At 45.4% G+C, this 11436-nt stretch carries 13 protein-coding genes; 9 read left to right on the forward strand and 4 right to left on the reverse strand.

What is annotated here, in order from left to right; translation table 11 throughout:
* Positions 1 to 42: 42 nt before the first annotated feature.
* From J1784_RS12645 to J1784_RS12655, 3 genes are all read left to right on the forward strand, one after another.
* Positions 43 to 1371 (forward strand): VasL domain-containing protein, encoded by a 1329-nt coding sequence (locus tag J1784_RS12645; protein ID WP_217149527.1) that lies wholly within the window; start codon positions 43 to 45, stop codon positions 1369 to 1371.
* 50 nt (positions 1372 to 1421) lie between these two features.
* Positions 1422 to 1901, forward strand: coding sequence for an Hcp family type VI secretion system effector (locus tag J1784_RS12650; protein ID WP_217149528.1), 480 nt, complete (start codon positions 1422 to 1424; stop codon positions 1899 to 1901).
* A 227-nt stretch (positions 1902 to 2128) separates the two neighbouring features.
* Positions 2129 to 2311 carry a hypothetical protein gene (locus tag J1784_RS12655; RefSeq protein WP_217149529.1) on the forward strand — a complete coding sequence of 61 codons (183 nt, stop codon included), beginning with the start codon at positions 2129 to 2131 and terminating at the stop codon, positions 2309 to 2311.
* Here the strand turns inward: J1784_RS12655 and J1784_RS12660 are convergent.
* Both J1784_RS12660 and J1784_RS12665 read right to left on the reverse strand, forming a co-directional pair.
* Positions 2308 to 2784, reverse strand: a complete 477-nt coding sequence (locus J1784_RS12660; RefSeq protein WP_217149530.1) for a hypothetical protein — start codon at positions 2782 to 2784, stop codon at positions 2308 to 2310. The two genes, J1784_RS12655 and J1784_RS12660, sit on opposite strands and share 4 nt — an antisense overlap.
* Position 2785: 1 nt before the next feature.
* Positions 2786 to 3703 (reverse strand): hypothetical protein, encoded by a 918-nt coding sequence (locus J1784_RS12665; RefSeq protein WP_217149531.1) that lies wholly within the window; start codon positions 3701 to 3703, stop codon positions 2786 to 2788.
* Between the two features lie 523 nt (positions 3704 to 4226).
* Between J1784_RS12665 and J1784_RS12670 the strand changes: the two genes are divergently transcribed.
* Complete coding sequence (locus J1784_RS12670; RefSeq protein WP_217149532.1) at positions 4227 to 4859, forward strand: hypothetical protein; 633 nt, start codon at positions 4227 to 4229, stop codon at positions 4857 to 4859.
* Between the two features lie 117 nt (positions 4860 to 4976).
* On the opposite strand, the gene rraB is transcribed toward J1784_RS12670, so the two are convergent.
* A complete protein-coding gene (rraB, locus tag J1784_RS12675) occupies positions 4977 to 5402 on the reverse strand; it encodes a ribonuclease E inhibitor RraB (RefSeq protein ID WP_120508407.1) in 426 nt (141 codons plus the stop codon).
* A gap of 168 nt (positions 5403 to 5570) precedes the next feature.
* On the opposite strand from rraB, the gene argF reads away from it, so the two are divergent.
* Both argF and J1784_RS12685 read left to right on the forward strand, forming a co-directional pair.
* Positions 5571 to 6578: an ornithine carbamoyltransferase gene (argF, locus tag J1784_RS12680; protein ID WP_217149533.1), complete on the forward strand. Its 1008-nt coding sequence runs from the start codon at positions 5571 to 5573 to the stop codon at positions 6576 to 6578.
* Positions 6579 to 6754: 176 nt separating this feature from the next.
* Positions 6755 to 8557: an alpha-amylase family glycosyl hydrolase gene (locus J1784_RS12685; RefSeq protein WP_120508405.1), complete on the forward strand. Its 1803-nt coding sequence runs from the start codon at positions 6755 to 6757 to the stop codon at positions 8555 to 8557.
* Here J1784_RS12685 and J1784_RS12690 read toward each other — a convergent pair.
* Positions 8538 to 9008 carry a NanQ anomerase/TabA/YiaL family protein gene (locus J1784_RS12690; protein ID WP_217149534.1) on the reverse strand — a complete coding sequence of 157 codons (471 nt, stop codon included), beginning with the start codon at positions 9006 to 9008 and terminating at the stop codon, positions 8538 to 8540. The two genes, J1784_RS12685 and J1784_RS12690, sit on opposite strands and share 20 nt — an antisense overlap.
* Before the next feature lie 381 nt (positions 9009 to 9389).
* On the opposite strand from J1784_RS12690, the gene pyrB reads away from it, so the two are divergent.
* From pyrB to ridA, 3 genes are read left to right on the forward strand one after another with little or no spacing between them, the layout of a single operon-like run.
* Positions 9390 to 10325, forward strand: a complete 936-nt coding sequence (gene pyrB, locus J1784_RS12695) for an aspartate carbamoyltransferase (protein ID WP_217149535.1) — start codon at positions 9390 to 9392, stop codon at positions 10323 to 10325.
* Positions 10326 to 10344: 19 nt separating this feature from the next.
* On the forward strand, positions 10345 to 10809 hold the full coding sequence (gene pyrI / locus J1784_RS12700; RefSeq protein WP_120508402.1) for an aspartate carbamoyltransferase regulatory subunit: 465 nt from the start codon (positions 10345 to 10347) through the stop codon (positions 10807 to 10809).
* Between the two features lie 55 nt (positions 10810 to 10864).
* Positions 10865 to 11251 (forward strand): 2-iminobutanoate/2-iminopropanoate deaminase, encoded by a 387-nt coding sequence (gene ridA, locus J1784_RS12705; protein WP_217149536.1) that lies wholly within the window; start codon positions 10865 to 10867, stop codon positions 11249 to 11251.
* The last annotated feature ends 185 nt before the right edge of the window (positions 11252 to 11436 follow it).

The raw sequence follows: 11436 nt of genomic DNA on the forward strand, positions 1-11436 counted from the left end.
TGGACTCACCCCGGCAGCGATGCCGGGGTATTAAGGAAAATCATGAGCGACGAAACACACATCATCAAACTGGGCGACGATCCACGCTTTTTGCCGGAATTCAGTGCGATTCGTGAAGAGATCAACAAAGCGAATCACCCCTCCCAACCGGAAGTAAACTGGCGGCTTGTCGAATCGCTGGCGCTGACACTGTTCAAAAGCAATGGCGTCGACCTGCACACCGCAACTTACTACACGCTGGCACGCACCAAAATCAACGGTCTGTCCGGGTTTTGCGAAGGTTGCGAACTGCTGGCCGGGCTGATTACCGCAGAATGGGAACGCTTCTGGCCGCAAAACTACCAGGCGCGCAGCGATATGCTGGAATGGTTCAATACCCGCATCGGTAATATTCTGCGAAAAAATCCCGCACTGGCGCTGGGTGATATACAGCTTCTGTACCGCACTGAACGCACACTGCAACTTATCTGTGACAAGCTTCAGCAGGTCGAACTCAAACGCGTTCCCCGCGTGGAAAATCTGCTCTATTTTATGCAGAACATCCGCAAACGTACCGAAGCCGAGCAGCAGGCGCAAAGTTCACAGGCTCACCATTACATCTCGCCAACGCTGGTCTACATGCCGGATCAGATATCTCATCCTGACCCTGTTTATTCGCCGCTACCCAGCATGGAGCCTGCGCAACAGGCGCCGAAAGTTGAAGTACATTTCGCCGGTTCAGAAAATAAAAAACGGCCTTCCCGTAAACCCGTAATCCTTGGCTTTTTGGCTGGCATTGCCATCACGGCAGTAGTTTGTGGAGGACTATGGTGGTGGCAGGTCGCACCTTTGCAACAGCAAATCGCGCTGATAAAAGACACACCGCAAGGCGGCGCGGCACTTTGGCTGACGTCGCCTGAACTGGCTACATACCCGCAACACCTGAACCGCCTGCTTAACGCAACACCACTGCAAGCACTGGAAAGTGGTGAGCATCTGACGAAAACAGCAAGTGTTGTCTGGCTTGAGAATGAACAGCAGCAACAAGCCACCTCCCGCTGGAACAATGCACTCAAACTGCGCGCCGGTAACAGTCCCGCTTTACGCGGATACTTACAAATCCGACAGGATATGCATTCATTTTCAGACTTGTTAGTTCAGCGGGAAAAAAGCAAAGAAGGTGTCACGCTTTCATATCTGAAAACGGTCGCCTATCAGGCCGAAACCTTGTTGAATCAGGAAACTCCGCTCGAGGCGTTATTAACTCAGCTGGAAGATGCTAAAAGACAAAACCAGAATACGCAAACTCTTGAAAAAACAATTAACGAAAGAATGGATTCATTATCCAGTCGTTATTTTATAATTAAAAACATCAGCAAAACCGATAATTAACATTTAACTCTAACACCTAATACTCATGACTAAGATAAAGGAATAATATCATGGCCAATCTTATTTACTTAACTCTCACCGGACAAACCCAGGGACTGATTTCAGCAGGATGTTCATCGCTGGATTCCATCGGGAACAAAGCGCAGATCGTACATTTGGATCAGATAATGGTTTATGAGTTGACTCATATAATCCTCAGAAAGCAAAACGTTAATCATCAACCGTTGATCATCACAAAAGCTATTGATAAATCTTCACCTTTGTTAGGCAAGGCTATTTCTGAGAATGAACTACTTACCTGTGACTTTGATGTTTATCGTACTAATAAATTTGGCATCAATGAAAAGTTTTATAAAATAAAACTAACCGAAGCTAGGATCTCAGATATACACCTTATATTCCCAAGCTCCTTAATTAACAATAATAGCCAACCACAAGAAAGAATTTCTCTCTCTTATGAAACTATAACATGGGAACATACTGCCGCTGGTACAAGTTCATATAGTTTGTGGAAGGATCGAATTTTATAGTGCAAATAAACAAATTAAATATAAGTGGCGACAAGTATTATCGCCACTTTTTAATAACCTATAAAATATGCAGAACTATATCGATATGAATTTATATAAGGAGAGCTATTCTTTTGATTCCATTGTTCTATTTTATTTCTTTCACTCACACCTTTTTCTATTGCAATTTTTATTTATCAGATAAGTGATGTTTTTGTTTGAAATAACTCAACCCTATTGATATTCCAATGCCAACAACTAATGTAAAACCAACAGCGACTGAAATCGGAGCTAGTAAAGCCAGCCCTGTAAATACAGCCACTCTTACACCTACAGCAAATATTATCTTTGCTAAAAAAATAGAGGAAGAACCTAAGAAGTCGAATATATTTCGTTTGCTTGGGATTTATTATTTATTGAAAATCACTTAATTACTTTTGATAGAAGTTTTCTCATTATGATTCATACTCCAAGGAACAACTCTGGTCAAATTAAAGCATCTTGATTTATCACGCACGTAATATATACCAGAAAATACCCCTCCAGACGCGCATGCGTGATAAGAAGAAAAAGCAAAAAAAATGTTTATTAAAGGCGCACTACAAACTGAAATAAAAAAAACCACAGATATAAAAACCCCTAATTTATTAAAAGAGGACATGACCTTAGGATGTACTTTTTTATTCTTTGTAAAAAGACAGCTAATCAATAGGATCTCAAGAAGAACTACCATTGGCATACACACTAGAATAGGAATACTTTTCCAGTTGAAATATACAACATCTCCTCCCGCAAATAAACCAATAACATCCCGACTACAGTTTATAACGAAAAAGTAAAAAACAAAAGGGAGAAAAACAATGCTACCAATCACATAGCCATAATACTTTGCTTTATTTAACATATTAAACACCGAAACGATTAGAATTAATAAATGGAGATGAGTTATTTAAATTCCAGCTCTCAACTGCATTTCTATCATTTATCCTTTGTTGAATGAAAAATTTTAATTTATCAGAGAACTGGTACTTTTCATCCAAGAAAAGCAAACCATATGAAATCCCGAAACCAACAAATACAATAAGAAAAATACCAAGTGAAAGTGGTAAAGTTATGCCTGTCACAAGAGCAACTCCACTTGCGATAGCAAATACAAGTTCCGTGGTGTATATGGTAACAAGTATTTTTGCAACATCCATATTGATATCTCCGATAAAATCAATAGCACTATACTCGTCTTTGAAAACCAATTCAAAAACCCTATATGCCGCAGAAAAATAAATACAAAATCTAGCACCAGCCATAATAGCGGCACTTCTACCAACCTTGCCAATACTTAACTCTAAAACCTGTGGGTTATCAATAGAATAACGAGTTCCTCTAAGAATACGTCGCACACCTGCATAACCAGTAATTTTAATGTAGTTAATACCTTCTGAAACGTACTGTTGGGCTTTTATTCCTAATCCTCTAAAATTGAAAATTAATTTATCAACATTATTATAATAAGAAACTAGCTTACGGATATGACTTGTACCATCGAACGAATCTTTTATATTACCTGCATAGGTTGTTATAGGATCAACTAAGATGAGGAGTTCATTGAGTATTTTGTCAGCCTCATCAAGGGTAAGTAACATCATGTGTTTGGTATTTTTTTCAAACTCTTCACCCAACTTCAGAGTATCAACAATATATTCGTGCTGCGGTAGAAGTTGGTTTATCGGAACATTTCCACGCAAGTAATCACCAAGGTAACCTGCTGCCGTTGCTGGTTCTCTAAGTTCATCTTTGGGTGCATTTACGCCAAGTTCATTTTTCATTAAGGTACATCCACTATATTCAATGATTAATATCCCATGATACGCTTAATTCCTCACCGTTTTATGATCTGCATTAAAAATATAGAATCAGATAAATAAATTTTCATTTAATTGCAAAATATATAGCCATCCACTAATTGAATTGATGAATGTATATCATTGCACAGAGCAGTAGGCCGTTTTATACGAATAAGCAATCAGTTTTAATAGTAAACAAAATAATAAATTTCATAAAGAACTTAACGAAATCATGTAGTTGCACCTCATAAATAAATGATGATTTATGAATTTACACTTAACATTTCACTATAAACAAAAAAGCAAAACCAATTAGCACTTGACCCGAATAAATTAACTCAATAGTATTTTTACAGACCCTTAAAACGGATTTACAAGATGCAAACACTACAACATTTTAGAAAACTTTTGGCGATAATAAATACTAAAAAATTAACTCTTCAGGGATTGTTTTAGACTCTGGAGAATACATTATTCGCATCTTACATTCCATTGAGGCTTTCGAATGAAATACATTATAGGTTCATCTTTTTATAATCTATTACAGTACGGCAATGAAATTGAGTTATATATCAAAGAGAATGATATGACATCAATTGAATTTCGGGTGAACACTAATCTGAAAGAATATGTATCAGTTCTGTTTTTCCAAAAAAACTTTATGGCACTTTCAGCCGCCTTGTTTTTAATGATGATTTCATGGTTATTCATTCTCTTTACTGCACTACAAGGAATAAATACAAAAGAATCGCCCGGGCTCTATTTTGGTCTATACATGGCATTTGCGATGACGTATGGGTTTATATATATTAGCTCGGTTTTTCTACTAGCACGAGGGATAACCATTGGGCTAAAAATAATTTACTACACCTTTAATTTTATTGTAGTGATAGCAGTGGGGTTTTCATTATTTTATCTGTATTCTTTTTTATACTTTGAAGAAACTCAAATTTCCAACATTATTTTTTTCTTTCTGATAACAATACCTCTCTTGTTAACACGCTTAATTTTAAATACAAAGTTGATTGAAACGGCGTTAGTATGGGCGATCAATGAACGGGCAAGAAAAGCTTACTTAAAACTGATGATTAAAAATTACCAGAGTCCGCGTAAAATAAGAAAACTGCGGGTTGGGTAAACAACTCTCACTCCTCATGACAATCATTTTTAGCCGGAGCATTCCTTACCCTGCTGATTTCTACATAAAAAAAGGCTGCTCAATTCAGCAGCCGTTTTGTTTCGGATTCAGAAAGAATCAATGACGTTTCCCGTCATCATCTTCATCAACGAAATCTTCGTCTTCGCCTTCCTCACCTTCTTCGTCGTCATCGCCTTCGAAGTAAGTGCCCCAGCCGTCGTAATTGACACCATTGGCTTCGGCCAGGTTCATCAGTTGCTCAACCTGAGTGTCGATCAGTTCCGCATTCAGCGCGATTTCGCTGATGACGTCGCAGCACATCACAACAGAACCGTCTTCAACTTCCAGTTCTTCCGGGTCAGTGACTTCGTAACCCAGTTTGAAAGCTTCGACGGCTGCTTTCTCCAGAACTTCAAATTTCTCTGAAGATAAATGGTGTTCGATGGTGTAAAGCGCGTCAGGATCACTGCCATCATCCAGCAGTTCTTCGATGATTAAGCGAGTCTCTTCACGTTGTTCTTCCAGCAATTCACGGTTTGCCATATCTCTGTCCTCAATCAATGTGACGTTTGTACGCTATTTTCACACACCGCAGGGCGCGTCTCCACTATAAACGACAAAGTTTTTAATGTGGGGTTGTATTTGCATATTCATCCAGTTAAATTGAATTTTAATTCAATCCGAAATGCTTACGCGCTATGGAGCGACATCATGAGTTTGTTGAGTAAACGTCATTTTCTCAGGTTACTGGATTTTACCCCGTCAGAGATTTCGTCACTGCTGAAACTCTCCGCAGAATTAAAAGCCGCTAAGAAGAACGGCACTGAAAAAGCCAGCCTGCAAGGCAAAAACATCGCGCTCATCTTCGAAAAAGACTCGACCCGTACCCGATGCTCTTTCGAAGTTGCCGCTTACGATCAGGGGGCTAAAGTCACCTATCTCGGCCCAAGTGGCAGCCAGATTGGCCATAAGGAATCAATGAAAGATACCGCCCGCGTTCTCGGACGGATGTACGACGGTATTCAATATCGTGGTTTCGGCCAGGATAAAGTGGAAATTCTGGCGCAATATGCCGGTGTGCCGGTCTGGAATGGCTTAACTAACGAATTCCACCCGACGCAGTTGCTGGCGGATCTGCTCACCATGCAGGAGCATTTGCCTGGCCAGCCTCTCAAAGGCATGCGTCTGGCGTATCTGGGCGATACCCGCAACAATATGGGCAATTCGCTGCTGGAAGCCGCTGCGTTATGCGGTCTGGATTTACGTCTGGTAGCACCTTCTGCCTGCTGGCCGGAAGCTGAACTGGTCGCCACCTGCCAGCATCTGGCAAAAGAAAATGGCGGTAACATTACCCTGACGGAAGATATCGCGACCGGCGTGAAGGATGCCGACTTCCTCTATACCGATGTATGGGTTTCCATGGGTGAGCCGAAAGAAGTCTGGAAAGAGCGCATTAACCTGCTGCGTCCTTATCAGGTGAACAGTGCAATGCTGGCCCTGACCGGCAATCCGCAGGTGAAATTTCTGCATTGCCTGCCGGCGTTCCATGACGACCAGACTACCCTCGGCAAGCAAATGGCCGAAGAATACGGGCTGCAAGGCGGCATGGAAGTGACGGATGAAGTCTTTGAATCGAGCTACAGCGTGGTGTTCGATCAGGCTGAAAACCGTCTGCACACCATCAAAGCGGTAATGGTCGCCACACTCGGCAACGACTGATTTCTGCCCGACGTGCGGCAAGGATCAACTTCCTGCACGTCGCCATCTTTACATCGTTTTGCACTTTATCCCGCCCGTTCCCCTCAGAAGACCTCATTTTCAACTACCCTTTTTAGAGCGCTTTGGTTTTAACCTGTTCAATAGAAAAAACAGAAACGCAGTAAGAAGGAACCGATATGAGCTCAGTTAATCTTGAGTATGTCCTGCGCCTCGAAAGCCTGTTAAGCAGGATTTACCCCAGGGAACACATCGCCGACCTGCTGAAAAAAATCCTGCATCTCGCCGACAAATGGAATTACGGCAAACACCGCACCACCGACTGGGTGGATGGCACCAACATCTATCTGATTACGTATGGCGATAATATCCGTCACGGCGAACAACCGCCGCTGGCGACGCTTAATCACTTTGCCAATACCTATCTGCGCGAAATCATCAGCGACATCCATATTCTGCCGATGTATCCGTACAGTTCCGATGACGGCTTCAGCGTGATCGACTACCGGCGGATCGACGAACATCTGGGCGGATGGTCAGATATTCATCACCTTTCGGCCAATTTCAACCTGATGTTTGACTGCGTGATCAACCACATTTCCCGCTCCAGCGAATGGATGAAGGGCTATCTGCACGACGATCCTTATTACAAAGATTACTTTATTGCCTCGAACCCGGAGCTGGATTACAGCCGTGTTGTGCGTCCGCGCGCTTCGCCGCTGCTGACACCGTTTATCAAACCCGACGGCAACGAGTTATACCTGTGGACGACGTTCAGTGAAGATCAGGTCGATATTAATTTCAAAAACCCGCAAGTGCTGCTGGAAAGCATCGATGTACTGTTGCAATACGCCGCCAGCGGCGGGCAGTCGATCCGTCTCGATGCGATTGGTTATATCTGGAAGGAAGTCGGGACGCGCTGCATTCACATGCCGCAGGCGCATAACATCATAAAAGTGTGGCGGACGATTCTGGATGAAGTGATCCCCGGTACGCGGATCATCACCGAAACTAACGTGCCACATCACGAAAACATCAGTTATTTCGGTGAAGGCGACGAGGCGCACATGGTGTATCAGTTCCCGCTGCCGCCGCTCACACTGCACGCCTTTTTGCGGCAGGACACCACCACGCTCACGCAATGGGCGCAAAGCCTGAATGCGGAAGCGCGCTATCCCGACACGACTTATTTCAACTTTCTGGCCAGCCACGACGGCATTGGTTTACGCCCGACGGAAACGTTCCTTAGCGATGACGAACGCAAATACATGGCGCAGGAAACCCTGCGTAAAGAAGGCCGGGTTTCCTATAAAGACAACGGCGACGGCACACATTCGCCTTACGAGCTGAACATCAATTACCTGAGCGCACTGACCAATCCTGAGGATAATGACGAACTGAAAGCCCGTAAGTTTCTGGCCGCACAGGCGCTGCTGCTGTCATTTATCGGCGTACCGGCGATTTATATCCACAGCCTGCTCGGCAGCGAGAACGATCTCGAAGGAATGCATCAGTCGGGGATTAACCGCCGTATTAATCGTAAAAAACTCGAGCTGGAGAAAGTCGAGGCAGAGCTGGAGAAAAAAGACAGTCTGAGTGGCCGCGTTTTTTACGGTTTACAGACGCTGATCAAACACCGTCGAGAACACCCGGCATTTTCGCCGCAGGCGGGTCAGCGCGTTTTTGATTTGGGCAAATCGCTGTTCGCAATGGAACGTTATGATCCGAAAACGGAAGACAGGATCAGCTGCGTATTCAATATCAGCGATCATTCGCAGGTGCTGAAACTGGCGGTGGAAGGCAAAGACCTGATTGGCGGGGAAGTGTTTAACGGCCAGATGCGACTCCAGCCGTGGCAGGTGGTGTGGATCAAACACAAACTCAAAGCGCCGGAACGTCTCGGCAGACTGCGTCGCTGGCGGATGAAGCTCATCAAACGCACCAAGCGCTACACAATCAGCATTAAGCGGACAATGCGCTGACGTTCATTTTCACGACGGCTTTACGCACATTCGCCGGTTCGCCGACGGCGCACAGCGGTTTATGCACTTCGCCCGGGTAAAACACCACGAAATCACCGGCCTGCATGATCATGGTTTTTTCCTGCTCACCGGCGGCAAGAAATGCGATGTCTTTATCTTCCAGCCAGTCGGTATCGACATAACCCGCCGGTAAGTTGCTGAATGTCATGCCTTCGGTACCGTTAAGGATAATCTGGATGTCCAGATTACGGGCGTGGAATTCGGCGCGGCGATCGGCCTGTGGTGCCGTCGAATCATTGGAAATCAGCACAAATACGTCATCACCACGGATATCGTGTTTGCCCAGCGGGGTATCTGGCGTGATATTTTTTTTAATGTATTCAATAGCCTCGCGCAGTTCAGCGGGCAGATAAGGCATTAAATGCAGTTGATGGATATTGCCGGTAATCATGGTTTTCCCTTCGCTAAGATGAAAATGAAATAGTGTTTCAATGTCCGCCTATAATAATGCACCCAAAGGCCACGCCCTTTGATCCAGTTAACAGTTTTTACCTTCGTTTTCCTTCATACCAATCGTTTGCCTGTCGGTCATTTTTCCGCTTGATGTCGTCAGAGACGCGCGTATAATGCGCCACAATTTGCCGGGAGAACCCATGAACAATTGCCACGTTTTCTGCTCAGATGATCGACCAAACACCGTGCCATCAGGCAGCCCGCTGCCGTTGTTCTTCCGTGGTATTACCGTTTTACTGAAAGCCCCTCATTGAGGGGCTTTTTTTTGTCCGGAATTTGAGTGCCCCACTTTTTACGCGTAAAGAACAGGAGAATGACTATGGCCAATCCGCTGTATCAGAAAGACATCATTTCTATCAACGATCTCAGCCGCGAGGAGCTGGAACTGGTGCTCGACACCGCTGCCAGCCTGAAAGCCAATCCGCAGCCGGAATTGCTGAAACACAAAGTGATCGCCAGTTGTTTCTTCGAAGCCTCAACCCGTACGCGTTTATCGTTTGAAACGTCAATGCATCGTCTGGGTGCCTCGGTGGTCGGTTTCTCCGACAGCAGCAATACGTCGCTCGGAAAAAAAGGCGAGACGCTGGCCGACACCATTTCGGTCATCAGCACCTACGTGGATGCGATTGTGATGCGTCATCCACAGGAAGGTGCAGCGCGTCTGGCGACAGAATTCTCCGGTGGTATTCCGGTGCTGAACGCCGGCGACGGTGCTAACCAGCATCCGACACAAACCTTGCTGGACTTATTCACCATTCAGGAAACGCAGGGGCGTCTCGATAACATTAAAATCGCCATGGTTGGCGACCTGAAATATGGCCGCACGGTACATTCCCTGGCACAGGCGCTGGCGAAATTTAACGGCAACCGCTTCTACTTCATCGCGCCAGATGCGCTCGCAATGCCGGGTTATATTCTGTCGTTGCTCGAAGAGAAAGGCATCGAGTACAGCCTGCACAGCAGCATCGATGAAGTGGTGTCAGAAATCGACATTCTGTACATGACCCGCGTGCAGAAAGAGCGTCTGGATCCTTCGGAATACGCCAACGTGAAAGCGCAGTTTGTCCTGCGCGCCGCCGATCTGACGAACGCTCAGCAGCACCTGAAAGTGCTGCATCCGCTGCCACGTATCGATGAAATTACGCCAGACGTCGATAAAACGCCTTACGCCTGGTATTTCCAGCAGGCCGGTAACGGAATTTTTGCGCGTCAGGCTTTGCTGGCGTTGGTTCTGAACGCAGATACTGCACAGTAAACTTGAGGAGAAAACGATTATGACTCACGACAATAAACTTCAGGTTGAAGCGATCAAATGCGGTACCGTGATCGACCATATTCCGGCGCAAGTCGGGTTTAAACTGCTGTCGCTGTTCAAGCTTACCCAGACAGAACAACGTGTGACCGTTGGCCTGAATCTGCCTTCCGGCGAGCTGGGCCGTAAAGATATTATCAAAATTGAAAATACCTTCCTCACCGATGAGCAGGTCAATCAGCTGGCGGTGTATGCCCCGCGTGCGACAGTGAACCGCATCGACAATTATGACGTAGTGAAAAAGCTGATGCCGACGCTGCCGGATCGCATTGTCGGCGTTCTGCGCTGTCCGAACGGCAACTGCATCAGCCGTTTTGAACCGGTGGATTCCAGCTTTGCAGTAAAACAGCGCGCAGACGGCGTACACCTGAAATGTAAGTATTGCGAGAAAGAGTTTGAGCATCAGGTCGTGCTGAACAACGATTAACCCTTTATACTGAGGGATAATTTTTTATTCACCTTAACTCAAATCAGGAGACATTATGTCCCGCGAAATCAGCACTGAAAACGCCCCTGCCGCTATCGGTCCTTACGTTCAGGGCGTGGATCTGGGCAGCATGATCATCACTTCCGGCCAGATACCTGTGGATCCGAAAACCGGCACTGTTGCCGACGATATTTCTGCGCAGGCGCGTCAGTCACTGGAAAACGTGCAGGCGATCATTGAAGCTGCTGGCCTGAAAGTTTCAGATATCGTGAAAACCACCGTTTTCGTGAAAGATCTGAACGACTTCGCCACCGTTAACGCCACGTATGAAGCGTTCTTCACCGAACACAAAGCACCGTTCCCGGCGCGTTCTTGCGTTGAAGTGGCCCGACTGCCAAAAGACGTGAAAATCGAAATCGAAGCCATCGCCGTTCGCCGTTAATCCGCGCCAGCGATGCACCAGACCAGCCTGCGGGCTGGTTTTTTTTGCCCCATTTTCAGGCAACGAAACCCTTTCCTGCTCTATAATTAAACAGTCCCGTCCGTTTTTCCCCGATTTTCAGCCCGTTTTGCACGCTGGCACACTTTATGCCTGATCCTCATTGTTATTGAACGATTCAATTGCAG

The organism is Rahnella ecdela, assembly GCF_019049625.1.
In the GTDB taxonomy this organism is placed as follows: Bacteria; Pseudomonadota; Gammaproteobacteria; order Enterobacterales; family Enterobacteriaceae; genus Rahnella; species Rahnella ecdela.

Bases quoted from the DNA above. Each gene is read 5' to 3' on its own strand.
- J1784_RS12650 (WP_217149528.1), top strand. From the start codon at position 1,422: ATGGCCAATCTTATTTACTTAACTCTCACCGGACAAACCCAGGGACTG.
- J1784_RS12690 (WP_217149534.1), bottom strand. From the start codon at position 9,008: ATGATTACCGGCAATATCCATCAACTGCATTTAATGCCTTATCTGCCC.
- pyrB (WP_217149535.1), top strand. From the start codon at position 9,390: ATGGCCAATCCGCTGTATCAGAAAGACATCATTTCTATCAACGATCTC.
- pyrI (WP_120508402.1), top strand. From the start codon at position 10,345: ATGACTCACGACAATAAACTTCAGGTTGAAGCGATCAAATGCGGTACC.
- J1784_RS12655 (WP_217149529.1), top strand. From the start codon at position 2,129: ATGCCAACAACTAATGTAAAACCAACAGCGACTGAAATCGGAGCTAGT.
- J1784_RS12665 (WP_217149531.1), bottom strand. From the start codon at position 3,703: ATGAAAAATGAACTTGGCGTAAATGCACCCAAAGATGAACTTAGAGAA.
- argF (WP_217149533.1), top strand. From the start codon at position 5,571: ATGAGTTTGTTGAGTAAACGTCATTTTCTCAGGTTACTGGATTTTACC.
- ridA (WP_217149536.1), top strand. From the start codon at position 10,865: ATGTCCCGCGAAATCAGCACTGAAAACGCCCCTGCCGCTATCGGTCCT.
- J1784_RS12685 (WP_120508405.1), top strand. From the start codon at position 6,755: ATGAGCTCAGTTAATCTTGAGTATGTCCTGCGCCTCGAAAGCCTGTTA.
- J1784_RS12645 (WP_217149527.1), top strand. From the start codon at position 43: ATGAGCGACGAAACACACATCATCAAACTGGGCGACGATCCACGCTTT.
- J1784_RS12670 (WP_217149532.1), top strand. From the start codon at position 4,227: ATGAAATACATTATAGGTTCATCTTTTTATAATCTATTACAGTACGGC.
- rraB (WP_120508407.1), bottom strand. From the start codon at position 5,402: ATGGCAAACCGTGAATTGCTGGAAGAACAACGTGAAGAGACTCGCTTA.
- J1784_RS12660 (WP_217149530.1), bottom strand. From the start codon at position 2,784: ATGTTAAATAAAGCAAAGTATTATGGCTATGTGATTGGTAGCATTGTT.